The organism is Rahnella sp. CFA14(1/10), from assembly GCF_004195095.1.
In the GTDB taxonomy this organism is placed as follows: Bacteria; Pseudomonadota; Gammaproteobacteria; order Enterobacterales; family Enterobacteriaceae; genus Rahnella; species Rahnella perminowiae.
Window position 1 is genome coordinate 81,201 of sequence record NZ_SEWS01000007.1, and the last position, 24,484, is coordinate 105,684.

Here is a 24,484-nt window from a genome sequence, read left to right on the forward strand (position 1 = left end):
CATCCTGCCTGAAGGGTCGCGCGCCACCGTGTTCATTAGCGCCGCGCGTCCGCCGCAGACTAACGGGTAACTTCAACCTTCGCTAAGGTTTCATAATAGCGCGCAATGGCGCTATGGTCAGATTGCCCGTGACCATCCGCTTTCAGAGCCTGCATCATTTCCATGACCAGCGAGGTCAGAGGCAGTTGTGCGCCGACGCTGTGGGAGGTATCAAGTGCGTTTGCTAAATCTTTGATGTGTAAATCAATACGGAAGCCCGGTTTGAAGTTGCGATCCATCACCATCGGCGCTTTCGCTTCCAGCACGGTACTGCCCGCCAGACCACCACGGATAGCCTGGAAAACCAGATCCGGATCGACGCCCGCTTTGGTTGCCAGCACCAGCGCTTCTGACATCGCAGCAATGTTCAGCGCCACGATCACCTGGTTCGCCAGTTTGGTCACGTTGCCCGCCCCGATATCCCCGGTATGCACAACGGAACCGGCCATAGACTTCATGATTTCATAGCATTTATCGAACACCGCTTTGTCGCCGCCGACCATTACGGACAGCGTACCGTCGATGGCTTTAGGTTCTCCGCCTGAGACCGGAGCATCCAGCATCGCGATGTGTTTGGCGGCCAGTGCTTCACTGATTTCACGGCTTGCCAGCGGGGCGATTGAACTCATGTCGATGAGAATGCTACCCGGACGCACACCCTCAATCAGACCGTTTTCACCCAGTGCCACTTCTCTCACCTGCGGTGAGTTTGGCAACATGGTGATAATCACATCGGAAACGGCGGCAACCGCTTTTGGCGTGTCGGCGGCCGTTGCGCCGAGTTTTACGATTTCACTTACGTTATCCAGATTGCGGTCCATGACGACCAGCTCATAACCTGCTTTCAGCAGATTTTTGCTCATAGGCTTGCCCATGATGCCTAAACCAATAAAGCCAATTTTCATTCGGGTATCCTCTTTATAATGATGTATTGAGAGCAGATCACTGGGTGAAGCGATCGCACAGCGCCTGTGTACCTGCGCGGAAAACGCCTAAATCACTGCCGACCGCCACAAAGGTCGCGCCCCATTCCAGATAACGGCGGGCATCGGCTTCAACCGGAGCCAGAATACCGCTGGGTTTGCCATGCGCTTTTGCACGCGCAAAAATGTGACGGATAGCGGCCTGCACGTCCGGGTGCCCGGCGTTGCCAAGATGTCCCATGCCGGCGGCCAGATCACTCGGGCCGACGAAAATACCGTCGATGCCATCAACAGCAGCAATGGCATCCAGATTGTCGACGCCTTGCTGGCTTTCGATTTGCACCATCACCGCAATGTTGTCATTGATGCGGGTGAAGTAATCCGGCACGGTGCCGAACATATTGCTGCGGTGTGAAACGGAAACGCCACGGATCCCGGCGGGCGGATAACGGGTTGATGCTACGGCCAGTTCTGCCTGTTCCTGTGTTTCTACAAACGGGATCAGAAAATTATAAAAACCGATGTCCAGCAGGCGTTTAATCACCACCGGATCATTAAATTGCGGACGGACCACCGGTGCGCTGCGGCTGCCTTTCAGCGCCATCAGCTGCGGCACAAAAGTACCGACATCGTTGGGTGCATGCTCACCATCAAGCAACAGCCAGTCAAAACCCGCCACACCCAGCACCTCGGTTGAAATCGGGCTGGATAATGCTGACCAACATCCAATCAGGGTTTTCCCTTGCAACAAATCCTGACGAAACTGATTTGGAATCATTTGATTACTCATATCTGATATCTGACCTCATCAAAGGGGCAGAGCCGGATATCCGGAATGCCCCGCATCACAATTTACTGTTTCTTAAGTTCCAGCCGTTTGATATCGCCGACCACCAGCAGATAGCAAAGCATTGCCATCAGTGCTGAACAACCCACAAAAATTAATGCCATATTGAAAGAGTGCAGACCTTTCACGATGTAGCCGATCACCAGCGGCGTCACGATAGAGGCGACATTACCGAATACGTTGAAAATGCCGCCGCACAAGCCGATGACTTCTTTCGGTGCGGTATCGGCAATCACCGGCCAGCCGAGCGCCCCGAAGCCTTTACCGAAGAAGGCCAGCGCCATCAGGGTAACGACCAGCGCATTATTGTCGGTGTAATTGCACAAGATGATGCTGGTGGCTAATAACATGCCCAGTACGATAGGAATTTTACGGGCCACGGTCAGCGAGTAACCACGTCTGATCAGGAAATCCGAGAACACGCCACCCAGCACACCGCCCGCAAAACCACACAGCGCAGGGATGGCGGCAATCATCCCGACTTTAAGAATAGACATACCCTTTTCCTGAACCAGATAAATCGGGAACCAGGTCAGGAAGAACCACGTAATGCTGTTAATGAAGTACTGACCGAAGAAGATCCCGAGCATCATGCGGCTGCTCAGCATCTGACGGACGTAACTCCATTTCGGACCACTTTTCGCGCTGCCGGTTTTCTTGTGGTCGATGTCCACCACCGCACCGCCGTCTTTCAGATACTCCAGCTCGCTTTTAGAAATATGCGGATGTTCCGGCGGGTTGTGAATGAATGTGATCCACACCAGCGTCAGCACAAAACCAATCACGCCCATGACGATGAAAACATGTTCCCAGCCCCAGGCGTAGGTCAGCCAGCCCAGTAATGGTGAGAACAGTGCCAGGGAGAAATACTGGGCGGAGTTAAAAATTGCGGAAGCCGTGCCGCGTTCAGTGGTCGGAAACCAGGCTGCCACGATACGGGCATTTGCCGGAAAAGACGGCGCTTCTGAAAAGCCGAGCATGAAGCGCAGCATGAACAGTGTCAGTGCACCGTAAGCCAGCGGGAACCAGCCCACAAACCCCTGCAACAGGGTGAACAGCGACCAGAAGAACAAACTGTAGGTATACACTCTTTTGGAGCCAAATCTGTCCAGCAGCCAGCCGCCGGGTAATTGCATAATCAGGTAAGCCCAGCCGAATGCTGCAAAGATTTGTCCCATGTCGGCAGCATCCAGACCCAGCTCACGCGCGACCTCAGTACCCGCGATAGAAAGCGTTGCGCGGTCAGCGTAATTGACCGCCGTGATTAAAAAGATAATCAGCAAAATATAGTAACGTATGTGCGTACGTACCTTACTTTGCACGACTGTCCTGGACTGAGATTCAATGTTCATGGTGACCCTCATTATCATAATGCGAAAAATTTCAGGGAAATTACCGTTATCGAAATAACGTTTTACATTCACCTGTGGTTATTCGCCGTACAGTTTCTTCATTCGAAACAGGCAACAAACGTTTTATTTATGATCGCCTGACATTTACCTGTATTACTTTCAACATCACCTTCAGAGGGCCAATACAGTATAAAAAAGAGGTTCCAAAATAACATTGTGCATTCGCCCAAGAATACCCCCGCTGATTGTGACTATTCTTTTGCATACACACATCGGTGTGGGAGGAGACTCACAGATTGTGCAAAGGCGATAACCGCGCCAACAAAAGGGTGATTAGCATCACATTGATTCTGTCACCTGCCACACAGAATGACATCCAACAGGCAAAAAGCTGGTCAGTTGCACAATGAGGTTCCCTGAAGACTGCCTTATAATGGATTCCATATCCTGTATTACCCGAGTATGTTTACAAGAGTCTTATTGAGCGTCAACTTCAGAGAATTAACCGGGATATATTATTCTGGGATGTTTAATAAACGCGGAGACAGTTATGTCACGTAATAAAGATAAAGAACACGCTACCGAAGCGCTTTTTATTAAAGTTCATGAAAGCGATAACGTAGCAATTATTGTGAATGACAACGGTTTAAAGGCCGGCACCCGATTTGCTAATGGTCTGGAATTAATTGAGCATATTCCGCAAGGCCATAAAGTGGCACTAGAGCCGATTGCCAAAGGCGGCGATATTATCCGTTACGGAGAAGTCATTGGTTATGCAGTACGGGATATTGCGCAGGGCGGATGGATCGACGAATCACTGGTAGAATTACCGGTCGCGCCTGAACTTGACAGCCTGCCGCTGGCCACCCGTGTACCGCCGGAACTGCCACCGCTGGAAGGTTATACCTTTGAAGGTTACCGTAATGCCGACGGCAGCGTCGGCACCAAAAACCTGCTGGGGATCACGACCAGTGTGCACTGCGTGGCGGGCGTCGTAGACTACGTGGTGAAAATCATTGAGCGTGATTTACTGCCTAAATTCCCCAATGTCGACGGTGTCGTGGCGTTGAACCATCTTTACGGCTGCGGTGTGGCGATTAATGCGCCTGCGGCGATTGTGCCGATCCGCACCATCCATAACCTGGCGCTGAACCCAAATTTTGGTGGCGAAGTGATGGTAGTCGGTCTGGGTTGTGAAAAATTACAACCAGAGCGGTTACTGGAAGGCACGCCGGATGTGCAGGCAATCTCACTCGATGACACACACATTGTGCGTTTGCAGGATGAGCAACATGTCGGTTTCCAGTCGATGGTGGACGATATCCTGACCGTCGCACAATTTCATCTGGAACGCCTGAACCGTCGTCAGCGCGAAACCTGCCCGGCTTCAGATCTGGTGGTGGGCACGCAGTGTGGCGGCAGCGATGCTTTCTCAGGCGTAACCGCCAACCCGGCGGTAGGTTATGCATCAGACCTTCTGGTGCGCTGCGGCGCAACGGTGATGTTCTCGGAAGTGACAGAAGTACGCGACGCCATCCATTTGCTGACGCCTCGCGCTGCGGACGTCGACGTGGGTAAGCGTCTGCTGGAAGAAATGGCCTGGTACGATAATTATTTGTCGATGGGCCAGACTGACCGCAGCGCTAATCCGTCTCCGGGCAACAAAAAAGGGGGGCTGGCTAATGTGGTTGAAAAAGCGCTGGGCTCCATTGCTAAATCCGGTACCAGTGCGATTTCTGAAGTGTTGTCACCCGGACAGCGTCCGACCAAAAAAGGCCTGATTTACGCCGCCACACCTGCCAGTGATTTTGTCTGCGGAACCCAGCAGTTGGCTTCGGGGATTACCGTTCAGGTATTCACTACCGGACGCGGTACGCCATACGGTCTGCTCGCCGTGCCTGTGATTAAAATGGCCACACGCACCACACTGGCAAACCGCTGGCATGACCTGATGGACATCAACGCCGGGACAATCGCAACGGGTGATGCCACTATTGAGGATGTGGGCTGGGAACTGTTCCATTTCATTCTGGACATCGCCAGCGGGCGCAAGAAAACCTGGTCAGATACCTGGGGCATCCACAATGCACTGGCGGTGTTTAACCCCGCCCCCGTGACCTGAGTCACCGATCCTCCGATAAACCAAAGGCCAGCAAATGCTGGCCTTTTGATGTTTCTGCACTGAAGAAAAACCTACTGCGCCGCTGCGGCACCGGCTTGTTCTGCACCGACCAGCCCGACTTTCAGATAACCGGCTTTACGCAGGTTATCCATCACACTCATCAGCGTTTCGTAATCCACACTCTTATCCGCACGGAAGAAAATCGTACTCTGTTTATTGCCCTGAGTACGCTCATCCAGCATGGCGGTCAGATTACTGCTGTTGACCGGTGTATCACCGAGAAACAGTTGCTTATCAGCTTTTACCGACAGGAAAATCGGTTTCTCCGGACGCGGCTGTTGTTTTGCCGTCGAAGCCGGTAAATCTACCCGCACATCTACGGTAGCCAGCGGCGCTGCCACCATGAAAATGATCAGCAATACCAGCATGACGTCGATAAAAGGCGTGACGTTGATGTCATGCATTTCACCACTTTCGTCGATATCATCGTTTAACCGAATAGCCATAATCTGTTCTTACCCTACACGTAACTGACCTGTCTGACCGCGTGGCGTATTGCTTTTGCTGGCAGCCAGATCCAAATCACGGCCCTGTAACAGGATTATCTGCGCCGCCACATCGCCGACCTGATGACGATAAGAGGTGATAGTACGGGCGAAAATATTGTAGATCACCACCGCAGGGATGGCCGCAATCAGGCCCACAGCCGTCGCCAGTAAGGCTTCGGCAATACCCGGTGCCACGACCGCCAGATTGGTGGTCTGCGTCTGTGCGATACCGATGAAACTGTTCATGATGCCCCATACAGTACCGAACAGGCCGACGAACGGAGAGATTGCCCCGATGGTCGCCAGAATACCATTGCCACGGCCCATGTGGCGGCCGGCAGCGCTGACGCGGCGCTCAAGGCGGAAACCCGTCCGCTCCTTAATACCGTTGTTGTCAGTTGATCCTGCAGAGAGTTCAAGCTCGTTTTGGGCATCACGGATCATCTGCGCGCTGATGCTGCTGGCGGCAAAACTTTCAGCCTGCTCGGCAGCTTCATCCAGCGTACGAACAGAAGACAACGCGTCAAATTCACGGCGCATACGGCGTTTGCCGGTGAAGACGTCTGCCCCCTTGCTGAATAACAACGCCCAGGTGACCACAGAAGCCAGCAACAGACCGATCATGACGGTTTTCACCACCACATCAGCATGATGGTACATGCCCATAACAGACAAATCGGTTGGAATGACAGGTGCGGTATCCGTTGGTGCGGGTTGCATCACCGGAGCCGCCGTTGCGTCACGGGTTGCCGATGCTGGGGTATCCGCCGTTGCAGGTTGAGTTGCAGCAGAACTGACGGCTTGTCCAGCCGGCGTCGCCGGTGCCGCCATCGCGTTGCCACTCAGGCCAGCAACCAACATTAACGACATCAGTAATGAGGTCGCCTCTTTCATCTTATTGCGAGCCGTTTTCACGCGTCGCCTCCAGCCAGAATCAGTATGTAGAAAGAATGAATAACGTCGGATGATATCAAAAAAAAACACCTAATTGATAGTCGTTCTCATTATTATTTACATTATCCCGCCTGGCGACCTGCGTGTCATTGACTGATCACAAGGTTTTTCCTTTTTGCACAAAGGATGAACAATTTAATCTCCGTCACATTTTCCGGAAGAATTACACCATTAATCAATCATCTGACGCTTATTAACCAAGTCAAAACAACGTTTTAAATATTAAGCAACGGCTTTTTATATTTGTTATAAGTTTGTGATAACGCTCAAATACCGCGCAACAAAAAATAAGGTAATGTGCTTCTACTGGGGAAGACCACACACCGGCACCCTATGTATCCTTTTAATTTACAAGCTTATTTAGTCATTTTTAACATGGACAGGTTGCACCCCCCGGGTACACCGTGTTCGACGCTTGCTCTCATTTATCTTTCCCTTACTGAGTACCCTGGAGACAAACTGATGAAAATGCAAAAAGCACTTCTCAGCCTTTGCCTGAGTTCCGCGACCCTCTTATTTACCCATGGCGTGGCAGCACAAACGCTCAAAGCCGCTGATGTACATCCGCAAGGCTATCCCAACGTAGTCGCTGTCCAGCACATGGGCGAAAAACTGCAAAAGCAAACGGACGGACGCCTCGAGATTAAAACGTTCCCGGGTGGCGTACTGGGTGATGAAAAGCAGGAAATTGAACAGGCACAGCTTGGTGCGCTGGATATTATCCGTGTGTCAATGACACCGGTTGCCTCGATTTTGCCGGAAATTAATGTTTTCACCCTGCCCTACATTTTCCGCGACGAAAATCATATGCATAAAGTACTCGACGGTCAGATCGGTAAAGAGATCGGCGATAAGATCACTAACAACCCGAATTCACGGCTGGTCTTTCTTGGATGGATGGATGGCGGAACACGTAACCTGATCACCAAACAGCCGGTGGTGAAACCGGAAGATTTGCATGGCATGAAAATCCGCGTACAGGGCAGCCCTATTGCACTGGCAACGCTGAAAGCGATGGGCGCAAATCCGGTGGCGATGGGTGTCAGTGAAGTGTTCAGCGGTATGCAGACCGGCGTCATCGACGGCACTGAAAACAACCCGCCCACTTTTGTCGCCCATAATTACCTGCCGGTTGTGAAAAACTACACCTACAGCCGCCATTTCATCATCCCTGAACTGTTCCTGTATTCAAAAGTGAAATGGGACAAGCTGAAACCGGAAGACCAGCAGTTAATCCTCAAACTGGCAAAAGAGGCGCAGGATGAACAACGCGAACTGTGGAAAACCTATAACGAGAAAGCCCTCGCCACCATGAAAGCAGGCGGCGTGAAATTCTATGAAATTGACCCTGCAACCTACGTCAAAGCCACACAATCCGTGCGCGATGAATTCGGTAAAGATCATCAGGATCTGATGCAGCAAATCGCTGACGTGAAGTAAACCCTGACACTGGCAGTCTGCGGACTGCCTCTTTCTGATCATTCACCGGGGGATTTATGGTTTCGAGTTATCACACCCTGATGGACATTCTTTACCGCTGCGCGATGTGGCTGGCGGGTATCGCTTTGCTGCTGATGGTGGCGGTGATCCCCATTGGGATCTTTGCCCGCTACGTCATGAACAACGCCCTGTCGTGGCCGGAACCGATCGCGATTATGTGCATGGTGACCTTCACGTTTATTGGTGCCGCCGTCAGTTACCGTGCCGGTTCGCACATTGTCGTCGCCATGGTCACTGACCGGCTGCCGCCCGTGCTGAAAAAATTTGCCGCATTGCTTTCTGATCTGATGATGCTGGCGATCAGCGTATTTATTTTCTGGTACAGCCTGCAATTATGCAGCGAACTCTGGCAGCAGCCGGTGGCGGAATTTCCGTTGCTGACTGCCGGGCAAACCTATCTGCCTCTGCCTCTCGGTTCTGCGCTGACGCTGTTATTCATCATTGAGCAGATCATTGCCGGCCCGCAACATCAGCGGCCTGTAGTGATACTGGGCAACTCTGACGCCTGACCGGAGCCTGTTATGGACGCGATAATCTTGTTGTTAACGCTGGCGGTAATGCTGGCGATTGGCGTGCCGGTCGCCTACGCCGTCGGTCTGAGCGCACTGGTCGGTGCCTGGTGGATTGACCTGCCGTTTGAAGCCCTGATGATCCAGCTCACCAACGGCGTGAACAAATTTTCCCTGCTGGCGATCCCGTTTTTCATTCTGGCGGGCGCGATCATGGCCGAGGGAGGGATCGCCCGCAGGCTGGTCAGTTTTGCCTACATCTTTGTCGGGTTTATCCGCGGCGGGCTGTCGCTGGTGAATATCGTGGCCTCGACATTTTTCGGTGCGATCTCTGGTTCCTCAGTGGCCGATACTGCCTCGATCGGATCGGTGATGATCCCGGAAATGGAAAAAAAGGGCTATCCGCGTGACTTTGCGGCGGCCGTCACTGCCAGCGGCTCGGTACAGGCGATCCTGACGCCACCCAGCCATAACTCGGTGATTTACTCGCTGGCGACCGGCGGTACGGTGTCGATTGCCGCGCTGTTCATTGCCGGTATTCTGCCCGGTTTACTGCTCAGCCTGACGCTGATGGTGATGTGCGTAATGTTCGCGCACAAGCGCGGCTATCCGAAAGGCGAACGTGTGCCGTTCCGCCAGGCGCTGAAGATTTTTATCGACACGCTGTGGGGGCTGATGACCGTAGTCATCATCATGGGCGGTATTCTCAGCGGAATATTTACCGCGACGGAATCCGCAGCGATTGCGTGTTTGTGGTCGTTCTTCGTCACCATGTTTATCTATCGCGATTACAAATGGAATGAGCTGCCCAAGCTGCTGTATCGCACGGTGAAAACCGTCAGTATCGTGATGATCCTGATAGGGTTTGCTGCCAGCTTTGGCGCGGTCATGACCTACATGCAATTGCCGATGCGCATCACCGAATTCTTCACTTCGATCTCCGACAACAAGTACGTGATCCTCATGTGGATCAATATCATGCTGCTGGTGATCGGCACACTGATGGACATGGCACCGATCATTCTGATCCTGACGCCGGTGCTGTTACCTGTGGTGTTATCGCTCGGCATCGACCCGGTGCATTTTGGCATGATCATGCTGGTGAACCTGGGCATTGGCCTGATCACCCCGCCGGTCGGCTCGGTATTGTTTGTCGCCAGCGCGGTGAGCAAGCAAAGCATTGAGCATGTCGTCAAAGCCATGATGCCGTTCTATTGCATGCTGTTTATGGTGCTGATGCTGGTGACATACATCCCCACTATTTCGCTGTTCCTGCCCAAACTGTTTGGCGTCTATACCGGCTGACGCCAAACCGGTTTCTCCCTTGCCCGTCGTCATGACGGGCTTTTTTCTGCACAGTTGGCTGAAATTTTCTCATCCATCTGCCAAAAGCCTGACCCCATAAATTCATCATGTTAAGTTAATTGCATATCCGCGGATGCCAGAGCACACCGCGCAACAAAACAGGGTGAAATACGGATTATGTCGTCAAAAAAAATTGAAACCACACTGGTCAGCGCCGGACGGAACAAGAAATTTACGCAGGGTTCAGTGAATGCCGTGATACAACGCGCCTCATCACTGGTGTTTGAAACCGTGGCGGATAAAAAACATGCCACTGCTAACCGCGCCAATGGCGAGTTGTTTTACGGACGCCGGGGCACCCTGACGCATTTCTCCTTCCAGGAAGCGATGGTGGAACTGGAAGGGGGCGAGGGTTGTGCGCTCTATCCCTGTGGCGCAGCGGCAGTCAGTAACGCGGTGCTTTCATTTGTCAGCAGCGGCGACCACATTCTGGTTGCGGGTTCGGCTTACGAACCCACCCAGGATTTCTGTGAAAAAGTACTGAAAAAACTTGGCGTATCCACGACCTATTTTCCAGCCAATATCGGCGCGGGGTTAGGTTCGCTGATGCAGCCCGACACTAAAGTAGTATTTCTGGAATCACCAGGCTCAATCACCCTGGAAGTCCCCGATATTCCGGCAATGGTGAAAGCCGTGCGGGCAGTGAACCCGGAGGTTGTCATCATGATCGACAATACCTGGGCGGCAGGTATTTTGTTTAAAGCGCTGGAATTCGATATCGATATTTCAATTCAGGCAGGCACCAAATATATCGTCGGTCATTCTGATGCCATGATCGGCACCGCTGTATCGAACGCACGCTGCTGGGAGCAACTGCGGGAGCAGTCGTATCTGATGGGGCAGATGGCGGATGCTGATACCGCTTACGTCGCGAGTCGCGGTTTGCGCACCCTGAGTGTGCGGCTTAAACAACATGCAGAAAGCAGTATCCGCATTGCGCAATGGCTGGCAGAACGGCCCGAAGTGGCGGTAGTTAATCATCCCGCATTACCCGGCAGCAAAGGCCATGAATTCTGGAAACGTGATTTCACCGGCAGCTGTGGCCTGTTCTCTTTTGTACTGAAACAGCGCCTGAGCAAACAGCAACTTTCCGATTATCTCGATCACTTCGAGCATTTCAGTATGGCCTATTCCTGGGGTGGGTTTGAATCGTTGGTTTTAGCCAATCAGCCGGAAGAAATCCAGGCGATACGCCCGGCAGAAACCGTCGATTTCACCGGTACGCTGGTACGGTTGCATATCGGGCTGGAAAATTGTGACGACCTGATCGCCGATCTTTCAACAGCCTTTGAACGGATTGCGACATCCTGATCCGCAGAGATTGCGACACACCGCGCAGATCGGTAAGGTGTCTGACGTATTTTCGTTCGCAAAATGAGAATAATCTGTAAGCTCTCAGGAGTCCCGGTCACCTCTGCCGGGGCATTCTGTCTTTTTCCCAGGAGCCTCAGATCAACGTCTTCTGGCGTAAATCGCGATACACTGGTAAGCGACAGTTTTTAATGAACAGAAACAGGACAGAATATGGCCGTTATTTGCGACATTTTTCATGCGCTCTGGCAGCATGATTTCAGTATGCTCGCCGACCCGAAACTTCTCTGGGTGATTTACGCTGTTCTGTTCGCCACGCTTTTTCTTGAAAACGGGCTGCTTCCCGCCTCTTTCCTGCCCGGTGACAGCCTGCTGCTGCTGACCGGCGCGCTGATTGCCAAAGGTGTCATGAGCTTCGTGCCGACCCTGATTATTCTGGTCACCGCTGCCAGTCTGGGCTGCTGGCTGAGCTATATTCAGGGCCGCTGGCTCGGTCATACCCGCCTGGTGAAAGGCTGGCTGCTGCAACTTCCTGCGCACTATCATCAGCGCGCACATCATATGTTTACTCAACACGGGCTGATGGCACTGCTGGTTGGCCGTTTTCTGGCGTTTGTCCGCACCCTGCTGCCTACCATGGCGGGCATCTCCGGACTGAACAATGCCCGCTTCCAGTTCTTTAACTGGCTGAGCGCCATTCTGTGGGTCGGTGTGGTGATCACTCTCGGGTTCGCGCTGAGCCACATTCCGCTGGTCAAACGCCATGAAGATCAGGTCATGGCGGGATTGATGATTTTACCGCTTCTGTTGCTGGTGATGGGGCTGGTTGGTGGGCTGGTGGTGGTATGGAAGAAACGCAAATGTCGTGCCTGAGCGTACTGCTCAGGCTTTAAACGCCACATCCGCTAACGCCAGCACTCCGGAACTCCCTTCACGCAGACGCGCCATCTCATCACTCGGCGTGACGCCAAAGTAACGCTTAAATTCACGACTGAATTGTGAGGCGCTTTCATACCCGACCTGTAATGCCGCTACGCTGGCTTTCACGCCATCAAAAATCATCAGCGTCCGCGCCCGGTGCAAACGATAGGTTTTCAGGTACTGCAACGGCGAGGTGCTGGTCACGGCTTTGAAGTTATGGTGAAACGCAGAAACACTCATGTTCACTTCGCTGGCCAGCGCTTCCACACTCAGATTATCGGCGTACTGCGCTTCTATCCGGCGCAGGGATTTGGCTATCTGGCTGAAATGTGTGTGGCGGTTAACCAGCGCCTGTAACGCCCCGCCATTCTCACTGGTCAGAATAAAGAACAGGATCTCGCGAATAATCTTTGGCCCGAGAATGCGGGCATGCAACGGCTTATCCATTACATCCAGCAGTCGCTCTGTGGCACATAAAATATCGCCATCCAGTACGCCGGAATTGATACCGGTGGAAGGCTCTTTCTGACGCACCACGCTTTCGTCGCCCATATCCATCAGTAAATCCTGCAACATCAGGTTATCAATACTGATCTGAATACCGGCCAGCGGCTCCCCGGGACTGCTGAAGGTTTCACATTCGAAAGGCAGCGGTACGGTCAGCATCAGATAATTGTGCGGGTCGTAAGAAAAGGTTTTCTTGCCCAGATATCCGACTTTCCGCCCCTGAAAAAGGATCACGATACCGGGATTATAGAGAACCGGCTGGCGCGGATGGTAACGCGTGGTGTACATCAGCGTTACCTGCGGTACTGCCGACGGCGTCAGGTTTTTATCACCGCTGAGTTGCGCAACTCTGGCTGCCATGCGGGCGCACAGACTGTTCACGTTTTCCATCATTCTGCTTCCCCATATTCAATAAACTGGCAGTGATTCTGCCATAACACCCTAATTTCCTACAGAGACAAGCAGAATCAGGCAAGACTCCGGCAGAAATGGGCATCTTGCTGCCGCCAATTTTCTCTTACAGTTAATGTCGCCTTCCACAGCGGGATACCCCTGCATAAATGCGATGAACTGCTAGTCTGTATGAACGCACTTTTCATTCGCTGATTGTGAGCGACCTTCGGTCACCGGCTCTTTTTTCTGATAACTTCTTATTTCAATTCACTATTCATCTAACCCGAGACTTCGGAGGATATTATGTCTGCACCTACCGCTGCTGAGAATACCTTTAACGCCTGGGCCGCTGCAGGCCCGAATCAGCCACTTGAAGCTTTCCCGTTCGATGCCGGCCCGATTGGCGATGAAGAAATTGAAGTCGCCATTGATTACTGCGGTGTTTGCCATTCGGATTTGTCGATGCTCAACAACGACTGGGGAATCACGCAGTATCCGTTCGTACCGGGCCATGAAGTGGTCGGCAAAATCGTCAAAATAGGTAACCATGCGCAAAACAAAGGGCTGAAAGTCGGCCAGGTTGTCGGCGTGGGCTGGAACCGTGGCAGTTGTATGCATTGCCACCCTTGCATGTCCGGCGATCAGCACCTTTGTCATGACGTGGAAGCCACCATCATCGGCCATCACGGCGGCTTTGCTGACCGCATCCGCAGCCACTGGGCGTGGGCGATCCCGCTGCCGGAAGGCGTGGATATCACCAGCGCCGGTCCGTTGTTCTGTGGAGGTATTACCGTCTTCAACCCGCTGCTGCAATTTGGCGTACTGCCTACTCACCGCGTCGGCGTGATTGGTATCGGCGGTTTAGGCCACATGGCGCTGCGCTTCCTGAATGCGTGGGGCTGCGAAGTCACCGCGTTTACATCATCACTGGCCAAACGTGATGAAGCATTGTCACTCGGTGCGCACCGCGTTATCGCCACCCGTGACAGCGGAGAACTGAAGAAAATCGCCGGTCAGCTGGACTTTATTATGGTGACTGCCAATGCTTCGCTGGACTGGGACGCCATTATCGGCGCGCTGGCACCGAAAGGCCGTCTGCATTTTGTGGGCGTGGTGCCGGAAGCTGTACCGCTGCATGTCATGGCGCTTATCAGCAAACAGGCAGAAATCTCCGGTTCACCGACCGGTTCTCCTTCCCGTCTTGCCGACATGCTGGCGTTCTGCGCCCGTCATGAAATCACGCCGCAGGTTGAGCACTTCCCGCTGAGTAAAATTAATGATGCCATCGAACATCTGCATGAAGGGAAAGCGCGCTACCGCGTGGTACTGGATATGCATGCTTAGGCATTTTTTTCACATAAAATAGCTAGCCTGCTCAGCAAGATGCCGTTTCGTTAACTAGACTTAACGGCAATCCCTACACGGTGCCCGCGCATTCCGGCCGGCACTCTGCCCTGAAAGGAGAAACTCATGGCAACGCAACCCATCATCAAACTTCACGATGGCAACCTGATGCCTCAGTTAGGACTTGGCGTATGGAAAGCCAGTAATCAGGAAGCCACCAGCGCGGTGAAAACGGCGATTGAAACCGGCTATCGCCACATTGACACCGCCGCCATTTACAAAAATGAGGAAGGCGTCGGCGAAGCGATTGCCGCTAACCTTGTTCCGCGTGAAGAGCTGTTTATCACCACCAAACTGTGGAATGACGATCAGCTAAACGCGCCACAGGCGCTGGAAACCAGCCTTAAAAAGCTGAAAACCGATTATGTCGATTTGTATCTGATCCACTGGCCACAACCGGCACAGGGTCATTACGTCGATGCCTGGAAAGCCCTGCTGAAACTGAAAGAACAAGGGTTAGCAAAAAGTGTCGGCGTGTGTAATTTCCCGCTGCAACACTTACAGAAGCTGAAAGACGAAACCGGTATTTTCCCTGTGGTCAATCAGATTGAGTTACACCCGCTGATGCAACAGCGCCAGTTGCACGCCTGGAATGCTACCCACACCATCGCTACTGAGTCCTGGAGCCCGCTGGCGCAGGGTGGCGAAGGCGTATTCGATCAGCCCCTGATCCAGAAACTGGCGGAAAAATACGACAAAACCCCCGCGCAGATAGTCATCCGCTGGCATCTGGATAACGGGCTGATTGTTATTCCGAAATCGGTGACGCCAAAACGTATCCGTGAAAACTTCGACGTGTTTGATTTTAAACTGGAGAAGGAGGAACTGGCGGAAGTGACCAAACTGGATAAAGCACACCGTCTGGGGCCGGATCCGGAAAAAGGGCTGTAAATCGTTCCTTTCATGCTTTAAAACTAAAAACCCGCCACGGCGGGTTTTTTATTAGACAAAACAGGGTTACACCGATGGCTGAACCAGCATATTTCCCGCTGAGCCGCGGTCAGCCAGTTCCAGCGCGCCGCTGCGGTAAACAAACGGAAAATGATCGTACGAAGGCTGGTTGAAATACACCAGCAGTTCGACATCGCCATCCACCCAGACCGTGTCTTTGAAACCGGCATCTTCAACCAGCGGAGCAGCACCGTTGACGCTTTTCACCAGGAAAGACACACCTTCTGCATGGAAGGTCTGCGGCATATCCGCATGAACAGTCCAGCGTTCCCATGTCCCCTGCTGCGCGGTCAGATCGATACGGTTGATATCCCACATCGCGCCGTTGATCCCCGGTTCACTGTCACCGAGACGCAAATCCCGGGTACGGACAACGTTACCGGAAAGGATCTGATCGGCCAGCAAACGCATCGGCAGATTATCTGTCACCAGAGGCAACAGACCTGTGGGTTTCAGCGTCAGAACAATAGTTGACACCAGAATGCTCGAGGGCTCAAACAGGCCACGTAATCGGTCCATCATCCCCGCGGCTTCACCGGCAGTAATCGAGACATCCTCGCCCTGCGACATATCCACCAGCACTTCGCGGCGTTCTCCCGGCCCGAGCGACAAACGTTTAACGGTCATTGGCGCAGGCAGGAAACCCAGATCAGAAGCCACGACGTGAAACGCACGGTTGTCAGTCATGCTCAGTTCGTAACGACGGGCATTGGATGCATTCAGCAAGCGCAAACGCACCCAGCCCCGCGAAACCTCGACGTAAGGACTTTGCACACCGTTTACCAGCATGGTGTCACCGAAGAATCCGCCTGATGCCGGCGTATCATATTGCGGTACGCCGAAACCATCCAGACGCTTGTCCTGAATAATCAGCGGAAAATCATCTACACCGTAATGATTCGGTAATGGCAGGTTCTTACTGACTTCATCTTCGACAATCCACATGCCCGCCAGACCGTTGTAAACATGCGGCGCCATACGGTCAGGCGTATTGGCATGATACCAGCAGGTCGCGGCAGCCTGACGGATTGGCAACACCGGTGACCAGTCGACACCCGGTTGCATCAGACGCGCTGCGCCACCGGTTAAGGTTCCAGGCTCAAGCAAACCGCTCACGGTCATGGAAACCGGTTCGGCCAGACGGTTGCTGTAAATGAGTTTAACGTCATCGCCGCTGTGCACTTTAACTGTCGGACCGAGGTACATTCCATTAATGCCCCAGACCGGTGCCTTTGCGCCGCCAAGGAATGACCAGTGCGCTGCCTGCAATGTCAGAAACAGCGGTTGCCCACGGCGCGATTCAAGCAGCGGGGGAACAGGTAATGCCGGTTGCGAACCACTCGCTTCTGCTTTTAAAGGCAGAGCACCTGCGGCAAGAGCTACGCCGGAGGCCTGCAGGAACGAGCGACGACTGAGTGACATATCTTCTCCATGAAAACAAAAACATAAACTGTATTGAACGCCGCCGCCATCAATGGCAGCGGGAATAATCCGCATCGTAATTCACATGACAGATCCGTTGACTGCTCGGAATATTTTTCGGATTTATAGGTAGTATTATTTTTTTGCGGCGGCTTCACGCTGCGCAACTTCAGCATCCAGCTCGGCGATTTTATCCGCCATGATCTGACGGCAATGTTCGGACAATTCACGCAAACGATCTTTGGTGTAACCGCTGGTGTCGATCGGTGGCAAAATTTCGACAATCACCAGCCCGTTAGACCAGCGGTTTAGCTTCACCTTATTGCTGGTGTTCGATACGCAAATCGGCACTATGGGCACACCGGCCGCTATCGCCGCGTGGAATGCGCCGGTTTTGAACGGCATCAGACCACGTCCACGGCTGCGGGTACCTTCCGGGAACATCCAGATCGACAGGTTCTTTTTCTTAATCTGACTCACGACCTGCGCAATGGTGCCGTGCGCTTTGGCGCGGTTATCACGGTCAATCAGCAGATTACCGGTAAGCCAGTACAACTGACCAAAGAACGGGATCCAGGCCAGGCTTTTTTTGCCCACGGTGACGGTGCCGGGCATGACGACCGATGATGCCGTCACCATATCGTAATTGTTTTGATGGTTGGCAATATAAATACAGTTGCCATTATTCACGGCATCTGCCGGAATACGTTTTTCAACACGCAGGCCTAATACCGGGGCGAGACGGCCAAACAACTTACCAAATGTCGCCACATGTTTCGGATTACGCGGGCTGAAAAGGCAGTAGATGCAACCAAAGACAGAGACCAGAATCGAGTAAACTACCACGATAATCAGACGCAAAATAAATAACATAACATCCTCTTAAAACTACAGCCGAAGCCGGTAAGAAACCTGTGCAGTTTCGCTCCCTGTGCGGTGAACTATTCTCAAGCCTCATTCAACACCGCACAACGGTTTTATTAATACAAATGTAAAATTTTTGCACTGCACGACAGTCTCAGGCCACTGAATCCTATCAAAAGATTTCAGGGCACCAATGTGCCCTGATTTTTGCCGGTCAGTGGCAGACTTATTCTTCGCTTCCACCGCCACTGGCGCGTACAGGGGAATCGACTTCAACACGATCGATACGTTGCAGCCCGCGCGGCAGAAGCGTGCCTTTACGACCACGTTCAGCACGGAATTTCTGCAGGTCTTCCGGACGGAGAACCAGCTTACGTTTACCGACATGCAGCGTGACCGAAGTTTGCGGTGGCAGAACCAGTAACCATGCCAGTTTATCTTCGCCACTGGCCGCCTGTGCAGCCGGTATTGAGACAATTTTGTTACCCTTGCCTTTCGACAACTGCGGCAGATCCGCTACCGGGAACAGCAACATCCGTCCTGCGGCCGTAATCGACAACAGCATATCCTCATCGCCATGAAGTTCCATTGGCGGGAAGGCCTTGGCGTTATCAGGCAAAGTGATCATCGCTTTGCCTGCACGGTTACGAGCCACTAAATCGTTGAAGGTACAAACGAAACCATAACCGGCATCCGATGCCATCAGCAGTTTCTGGTCGTCCGCCGCCATCAGTACATGCTCGATGGTTGCGCCCGGCGGTGGTGTCAGTTTGCCGGTCAGCGGTTCACCCTGTCCGCGTGCGGACGGCAGCGTGGTCGGATCAAGCGCATAACTGCGACCGGTGGAGTCCATAAACACCACGGGCTGATTACTTTTGCCTTTGGCCGCAGCGCGGAAACTGTCACCGGCTTTATAGCTCAGGCCGGAAGCATCAATGTCATGGCCTTTAGCGCTGCGTACCCAACCTGATTCTGACAACACAATAGTCACCGGCTCAGACGGAATAAAATCGTGCTCACTCATCGCCCGCGCTTCTTCGCGCTCAGTGATCGGTGAGCGGCGCTCATCACCAAAAGCTTCGGCATCCGCCTGTATCTCTTTGCGGATCAGCGTGCTCAGTTTCCGCTCAGACGCCAGTAATGCCTGCAATTGATCCCGCTCTTTCGCCAGTTCATCCTGTTCACCGCGGATTTTGGTTTCTTCGAGTTTCGCCAAATGACGTAATTTCAACTCCAGAATAGCTTCAGCCTGCGTGTCTGACAGTTCAAAACGCTGCATCAGTACCGGTTTCGGCTCATCTTCAGTACGGATGATGTGGATCACCTCATCGATATTGAGAAACGCGATCAGCAAACCTTCCAGGATATGCAGACGTTTCAGCACCTTATCGAGACGGAAATTCAGACGACGACGAACGGTATCGCGGCGATAATCCAGCCATTCTTTCAGGATCTCAACCAGTCCTTTGACCTGCGGACGGTGATCAAGACCGATCATGTTCATGTTAATGCGGTAGCTGCGTTCCAGATCGGTGGTCGCAAACAGGTGATTCATCACCTGATCCAGATCGATACGGTTGGAGCGCGGCACGACCACCAGACGGGTCGGGTTTTCGTGATCGGACTCATCACGCAGATCTTCAACCATTGGCAGCTTTTTAGCACGCATCTGGCTGGCGATTTGCTCCAGCACTTTCGCGCCGGAAACCTGATGCGGTAACGCAGTGATCACGGCACTGCCATCTTCTTTGTGCCAGACCGCACGCATACGCACTGAGCCTTTACCCGATTCGTACATTTTGCGGATTTCATGACGCGGCGTGATGATCTCTGCTTCTGTCGGGAAATCAGGCCCCTGCACGAATTCCAGCAGGTCTTCGAGCGAGCTGTTCGGTTTCTCAAGCAATGCCACCGCAGCAGCGGCCACTTCGCGAATATTGTGCGGCGGAATATCGGTCGCCATCCCGACTGCAATGCCGGTGGTTCCGTTAAGCAGAATATTCGGCAGACGCGCAGGCAGCATTTTCGGCTCCTGCATCGTGCCGTCAAAGTTCGGCACATAATCGACTGTGCCCTGACCTAATTCACGCAGCAACACTTCGGCATATTTGGACAGACGCGATTCGGTATAACGCATCGCGGCGAAGGACTTCGGATCATCCGGCGCCCCCCAGTTCCCCTGGCCGTCAACCAGCGGATAGCGGTAAGAAAACGGCTGCGCCATCAGTACCATGGCTTCGTAGCAGGCACTGTCACCATGCGGATGATATTTACCCAGCACGTCACCAACGGTACGCGCGGATTTTTTGAATTTGGCGTTATTACTCAGGCCCAGCTCTGACATCGCGTAAATGATACGGCGCTGCACCGGCTTGAGCCCGTCACCGATAAACGGCAGCGCGCGGTCCATGATGACGTACATGGAATAGTTGAGATAGGCGTTCTCAGTAAACGTATGCAGGGCTAAACGCTCTGTTCCGTCATGAGTCATTTCGCTCATTGATGTTTAATCCTCAGACCCGTGGCGTTATCGTTTTGGAAATTAAGGAAGCTTGCATCCGCAGGCGCGTGATGTCCGCTGCCGCGAGGCAATGATGTCCGCGATAGTACATCATCTGCCGTATGACTGTCACAGTTGCTGTGTTTCTGCCTTATTTTTAAACAATTATTTCCTCACAAAATGGTTAAATTACCGCGTTGTCCCTTCGATTATTGCATTTGAGTCAGTAGTATTGTGCGTAATCTCACATTTTTCTGTCATGCAGAGTTGAGTACACTACGTGATAACAGCCTGACCACCAGAATTGAAGAATTCCCGATAAGGAAAAACATGAGCAATATCCTGATTATCAATGCCGGTAAGACCTTTGCCCATTCCAAAGGCGCGTTGAACAATAGCCTGACCGATGTCGCGACCTCTTTTCTGCGCGATAAAGGTCATGAAGTGCGTGTGACCGTGCTGGAAGACGGTTATGACGTGCAGACTGAAATCGAAAGCTATCTGTGGGCTGACGCCATCATTTATCAGCAACCGGGCTGGTGGATGGGCATGCCATGGACGCTGAAAAAATACATCGATGAAGTGTTCACCGAAGGCCATGGCAAACTGTACGCCAGCGATGGCCGTACACACTCCGATGCCTCGAAAAAATACGGTTCAGGCGGTCTGCTGCACGGTAAATGTTATATGTTGTCCGTAACCTGGAACGCACCTTTAGAGGCGTTCGAAGATAAAGAACAATTTTTCCATGGCGTCGGCGTTGACGGCGTGTACATGGCACAGCACAAAGCCAACCAGTTCATCGGCCTTGATACATTGCCGACTTTTATGTGTAACGATGTGATCAAACAGCCTGATGTAGAAGGTGATTTTGCGCGCTACCGTGCCCATCTTGAAAATGCTTTCGGCCAGGCTTAAGGTTGAGGGTCACCCGGGAAAGAGGTTTTTATGATCATTGTTATTGCTGAAATCAAAGTCAAACCAGGCCGTCGCGATTCGGTCATGGAAAAAATCACCGCCCTGCTGCCGAGCGTTCTGGCAGAGAAGGGCTGTCACCGTTATGAACCTTATGTTGATTTCAACGGCCAGATCCCCTGGCGTAAAACAGTACCTGACTCCATTTTCATGCTGGAAGACTGGGAAAGTCTGGCGCATCTCGAAGCGCATCAGCAGGCTGATCATATGGATAAGCACCGCGAAAATATTAAAGCAGACGTTCTGGATGTGGTGATCCACATTATTGAGAAAGCCTGAGTTTACTGCCTGATGAAAATCGCCGGAATGTAGCCCGGCAATTTTCATCGCATCGTTATAAGACACGTTATAGCGCGACGTAACCTAGCGATTTCGGCTAAGCCCCACCGTTGCATTATAAGCGGCCCACACTTCTTTACGATGAACGACAGTGCTCAATTGTAGCCGTCTGTTTTTCTTTATCAGGGTGTCCATGACAATGTCCTGCTCCCAAGGGGGAGAAACAGGCGTCTGCTCAAACCAGAAATAAACGTTATTTTTAAATTTTTGCCAGTTCCGGTAAATATGCCGTAATTCAGATCCCGTAATTGAACGGTTTTTTTCAGGTTTATTTTCATCCGGATTAATACCACGGTATGATTTATTCGCGACAGCGGTAATATCCAATTCATCCAGCACGAAATGAATATTTCGCCCTTTCGACACGGCCCATTCTACGATGGCCTTGCATTTCCTGCGTAAATTTTCATTATTTCGCTCACCGTTTAATGCTGAGCAATACTTTATGTGTGATGAAATGAAATGCTCAAGCGAGGCCTGTTCCGCAAGTCGGCAAGGCTGGTCATGCCTGAGGACTTTAAAAACATCTGCGGTGATTACCCCGTTTTGAAATCCCTTAACAGAGTACATATAACGCTTTCTTCCAAAATCTGTATGCAGACCGTAAATAAGATCGCCGGTTTTAGGTAATGGCATTGCTCCTCCTGAGCTTCACTTACGGGACTATTCAGCCCTCAACAATCAAAACCACATGGTAAAACGCCCGGCAGGAAGATGAATCATTCCTCTCCGGGCTTACAGAGACTTCTTACAATGAATGCTTAAACGTCCAGTTCGGCGGTATCGCCTTTTTCCTGTAACCAGTTACGGCGATCTTCAGACCGTTTCTTCGCCAGCAGCATATCCATCATGCGCAGCGTCTGATCGATATCCTCCTCATCGATGGTCAGTTGCACCAGACGACGGGTATTCGGATCGAGCGTGGTTTCACGCAGTTGCAGCGGGTTCATTTCACCCAGACCTTTAAACCGCTGTACGTTCGGCTTACCTTTCTTACGTTTCAGTTGCTCCAGCACGCCTTCTTTTTCCTGCTCGTCCAGCGCATAGAACACTTCTTTACCCAGATCGATACGGTATAACGGCGGCATTGCCACATAAACATGGCCGCCACGCACCAGGGATCGGAAGTGACGGACAAACAGCGCGCACAGCAAGGTGGCAATGTGTAGACCGTCGGAGTCCGCATCCGCCAGGATACAGATTTTGCCGTAACGCAGCTGGCTCAGATCTTCGCTGTCCGGATCAATACCGATTGCCACAGAAATATCGTGCACTTCCTGCGAGGCCAGGACCTCATCGGAAGAGACCTCCCAGGTATTAAGGATCTTACCTTTGAGCGGCATGATCGCCTGATATTCCCGATCGCGCGCCTGTTTGGCAGAACCGCCCGCTGAATCCCCTTCCACCAGGAAGAGTTCGGTCATGTTCAGATCCTGTGATGTACAGTCAGCCAGTTTGCCCGGCAGCGCAGGGCCGCTGGTCAGTTTCTTACGCACCACTTTTTTCGCTGCACGCAAACGACGCTGGGCACTGGAAATGCACAGTTCCGCCAGTTGTTCTGCGGCCTGAACGTTCTGGTTCAGCCACAGACTGAAGGCATCTTTCACCACGCCGGAAACAAAGGCCGCACACTGACGCGAGGACAGACGTTCTTTGGTCTGACCGGCGAACTGCGGATCCTGCATTTTTACTGACAGCACATAGGCGCAGCGTTCCCAGATATCTTCCGCAGACAGCTTCACGCCGCGCGGCAGAATATTGCGAAATTCGCAGAACTCGCGCATGGCCTCAAGCAGCCCCTGACGCAGACCGTTAACATGCGTACCGCCCTGCATGGTCGGGATCAGGTTGACGTAGCTTTCGGTCAGCAATTCGCCGCCTTCCGGCAGCCACAACAGTGCCCAGTCAACCGCTTCGGTATCACCGGCAAAATTCCCGACAAAGGCTTTTTCTGGCAGCGTAATCAGGCCATTGACTGCTTCCATCAGGTAATCGGTCAGACCGTCTTCATAACACCAGCGTTGTTCGGTGTTATTCACTTTGTCTTTAAACAGGATTTCTACGCCAGGACACAGTACGGCTTTGGCTTTCAGCAAGTGGCTGAGGCGGCTGACCGAAAAACGCGGACTGTCGAAGAAACTGCCATCAGGCCAGAAATGAACGCTGGTACCGGTGTTGCGCTTACCGCAGGTACCGGTAACGTGCAGGTCCTGCACTTTATCGCCATTTTCAAATGCCATCTCATACACTTCGCCGCCGCGTTTTACCGCCACTTCGACGCGTTTGGATAAGGCGTTAACCACTGAAATCCCTACGCCATGCAGGCCGCCGGAAAACTGGTAATTTTTGTTGGAGAATTTACCGCCCGCGTGCAGACGGCAGAAGATCAGTTCGACCGCCGGAACACCTTCTTCGGCGTGGATATCCACCGGCATGCCGCGACCGTCATCAATGACTTCGAGAGACTGATCTTCGTGAAGGATGACTTCAATGCGTTTGGCGTGGCCTGCTAATGCTTCATCCACGCTGTTATCAATCACTTCCTGACCGAGATGATTTGGCCGGGTCGTATCGGTGTACATGCCCGGACGGCGGCGCACCGGTTCGAGTCCGCTGAGGACCTCTATGGAATCCGCGTTATAAGTTGATTGGCTCATCGTTGATTATTCGTGGCTCATAGGTTTGTGGGCTAACGATACAGTATGTGGGCGGGTGGAAGCACTGGCAGCAAGCAGAGG

21 protein-coding genes are annotated in these 24,484 nt (G+C 52.5%); 10 read left to right on the top strand and 11 right to left on the bottom strand.

What is annotated here, in order from left to right:
- Positions 1–59: 59 nt before the first annotated feature.
- The 3 genes from garR to EVX52_RS15045 all read right to left on the bottom strand — a co-directional run bounded on the left by garR (position 60) and on the right by EVX52_RS15045 (position 3,161).
- Positions 60–971: a 2-hydroxy-3-oxopropionate reductase gene (garR, locus tag EVX52_RS15035; protein WP_255466764.1), complete on the bottom strand. Its 912-nt coding sequence runs from the start codon at positions 969–971 to the stop codon at positions 60–62.
- Positions 972–981: 10 nt separating this feature from the next.
- Positions 982–1,752: a 2-dehydro-3-deoxyglucarate aldolase gene (garL, locus tag EVX52_RS15040; RefSeq protein ID WP_129954551.1), complete on the bottom strand. Its 771-nt coding sequence runs from the start codon at positions 1,750–1,752 to the stop codon at positions 982–984.
- Between the two features lie 62 nt (positions 1,753–1,814).
- Positions 1,815–3,161, bottom strand: coding sequence for an MFS transporter (locus tag EVX52_RS15045; RefSeq protein WP_129991600.1), 1,347 nt, complete (start codon positions 3,159–3,161; stop codon positions 1,815–1,817).
- A gap of 550 nt (positions 3,162–3,711) precedes the next feature.
- On the opposite strand from EVX52_RS15045, the gene garD reads away from it, so the two are divergent.
- Positions 3,712–5,283, top strand: a complete 1,572-nt coding sequence (garD, locus tag EVX52_RS15050; protein WP_129991601.1) for a galactarate dehydratase — start codon at positions 3,712–3,714, stop codon at positions 5,281–5,283.
- 71 nt (positions 5,284–5,354) lie between these two features.
- Here garD and exbD read toward each other — a convergent pair whose 3' ends face one another.
- Both exbD and exbB read right to left on the bottom strand, forming a co-directional pair.
- Entirely contained in the window at positions 5,355–5,789 is a 435-nt protein-coding gene (gene exbD / locus EVX52_RS15055; protein ID WP_129954545.1) for a TonB system transport protein ExbD, read from the bottom strand.
- Positions 5,790–5,798: 9 nt separating this feature from the next.
- Entirely contained in the window at positions 5,799–6,725 is a 927-nt protein-coding gene (gene exbB, locus EVX52_RS15060; RefSeq protein WP_240783478.1) for a tol-pal system-associated acyl-CoA thioesterase, read from the bottom strand.
- 522 nt (positions 6,726–7,247) lie between these two features.
- Here exbB and EVX52_RS15065 point away from each other — a divergent pair.
- The 5 genes from EVX52_RS15065 to EVX52_RS15085 all read left to right on the top strand — a co-directional run bounded on the left by EVX52_RS15065 (position 7,248) and on the right by EVX52_RS15085 (position 12,343).
- Complete coding sequence (locus EVX52_RS15065; protein ID WP_129954541.1) at positions 7,248–8,225, top strand: TRAP transporter substrate-binding protein; 978 nt, start codon at positions 7,248–7,250, stop codon at positions 8,223–8,225.
- Positions 8,226–8,281: 56 nt separating this feature from the next.
- Positions 8,282–8,794: a TRAP transporter small permease gene (locus tag EVX52_RS15070; RefSeq protein WP_129954539.1), complete on the top strand. Its 513-nt coding sequence runs from the start codon at positions 8,282–8,284 to the stop codon at positions 8,792–8,794.
- A 12-nt stretch (positions 8,795–8,806) separates the two neighbouring features.
- Entirely contained in the window at positions 8,807–10,099 is a 1,293-nt protein-coding gene (locus tag EVX52_RS15075; RefSeq protein ID WP_129954537.1) for a TRAP transporter large permease, read from the top strand.
- Between the two features lie 177 nt (positions 10,100–10,276).
- Positions 10,277–11,470, top strand: coding sequence for a cystathionine beta-lyase (gene metC, locus EVX52_RS15080; RefSeq protein ID WP_129954535.1), 1,194 nt, complete (start codon positions 10,277–10,279; stop codon positions 11,468–11,470).
- 213 nt (positions 11,471–11,683) lie between these two features.
- Positions 11,684–12,343 (top strand): DedA family protein, encoded by a 660-nt coding sequence (locus EVX52_RS15085; RefSeq protein WP_129954533.1) that lies wholly within the window; start codon positions 11,684–11,686, stop codon positions 12,341–12,343.
- Between the two features lie 9 nt (positions 12,344–12,352).
- Here the strand turns inward: EVX52_RS15085 and EVX52_RS15090 are convergent, their stop codons facing one another.
- A complete protein-coding gene (locus EVX52_RS15090) occupies positions 12,353–13,288 on the bottom strand; it encodes an AraC family transcriptional regulator (RefSeq protein WP_129954632.1) in 936 nt (311 codons plus the stop codon).
- A gap of 306 nt (positions 13,289–13,594) precedes the next feature.
- On the opposite strand from EVX52_RS15090, the gene EVX52_RS15095 reads away from it, so the two are divergent.
- On the top strand, positions 13,595–14,635 hold the full coding sequence (locus EVX52_RS15095) for an NAD(P)-dependent alcohol dehydrogenase (RefSeq protein WP_129991603.1): 1,041 nt from the start codon (positions 13,595–13,597) through the stop codon (positions 14,633–14,635).
- 126 nt (positions 14,636–14,761) lie between these two features.
- Positions 14,762–15,586: a 2,5-didehydrogluconate reductase DkgA gene (gene dkgA / locus EVX52_RS15100; RefSeq protein WP_129954529.1), complete on the top strand. Its 825-nt coding sequence runs from the start codon at positions 14,762–14,764 to the stop codon at positions 15,584–15,586.
- Positions 15,587–15,652: 66 nt separating this feature from the next.
- On the opposite strand, the gene ftsP is transcribed toward dkgA, so the two are convergent.
- From ftsP to parC, 3 genes are all read right to left on the bottom strand, one after another.
- Positions 15,653–17,068: a cell division protein FtsP gene (ftsP, locus tag EVX52_RS15105; RefSeq protein WP_129954527.1), complete on the bottom strand. Its 1,416-nt coding sequence runs from the start codon at positions 17,066–17,068 to the stop codon at positions 15,653–15,655.
- Positions 17,069–17,203: 135 nt separating this feature from the next.
- A complete protein-coding gene (locus EVX52_RS15110) occupies positions 17,204–17,941 on the bottom strand; it encodes a 1-acylglycerol-3-phosphate O-acyltransferase (protein ID WP_129954525.1) in 738 nt (245 codons plus the stop codon).
- A 217-nt stretch (positions 17,942–18,158) separates the two neighbouring features.
- Positions 18,159–20,432, bottom strand: coding sequence for a DNA topoisomerase IV subunit A (parC, locus tag EVX52_RS15115; RefSeq protein WP_129954524.1), 2,274 nt, complete (start codon positions 20,430–20,432; stop codon positions 18,159–18,161).
- A gap of 330 nt (positions 20,433–20,762) precedes the next feature.
- Here parC and EVX52_RS15120 point away from each other — a divergent pair, with 330 nt between their 5' ends.
- Both EVX52_RS15120 and EVX52_RS15125 read left to right on the top strand, forming a co-directional pair.
- Complete coding sequence (locus EVX52_RS15120; RefSeq protein ID WP_129991604.1) at positions 20,763–21,350, top strand: NAD(P)H-dependent oxidoreductase; 588 nt, start codon at positions 20,763–20,765, stop codon at positions 21,348–21,350.
- 30 nt (positions 21,351–21,380) lie between these two features.
- A complete protein-coding gene (locus EVX52_RS15125; RefSeq protein ID WP_129991605.1) occupies positions 21,381–21,686 on the top strand; it encodes a putative quinol monooxygenase in 306 nt (101 codons plus the stop codon).
- An 84-nt stretch (positions 21,687–21,770) separates the two neighbouring features.
- Here EVX52_RS15125 and EVX52_RS15130 read toward each other — a convergent pair whose 3' ends face one another.
- Both EVX52_RS15130 and parE read right to left on the bottom strand, forming a co-directional pair.
- Entirely contained in the window at positions 21,771–22,382 is a 612-nt protein-coding gene (locus EVX52_RS15130; RefSeq protein WP_129954518.1) for a hypothetical protein, read from the bottom strand.
- A gap of 125 nt (positions 22,383–22,507) precedes the next feature.
- A complete protein-coding gene (gene parE, locus EVX52_RS15135; protein ID WP_129954516.1) occupies positions 22,508–24,403 on the bottom strand; it encodes a DNA topoisomerase IV subunit B in 1,896 nt (631 codons plus the stop codon).
- Positions 24,404–24,484: the final 81 nt, after the last annotated feature.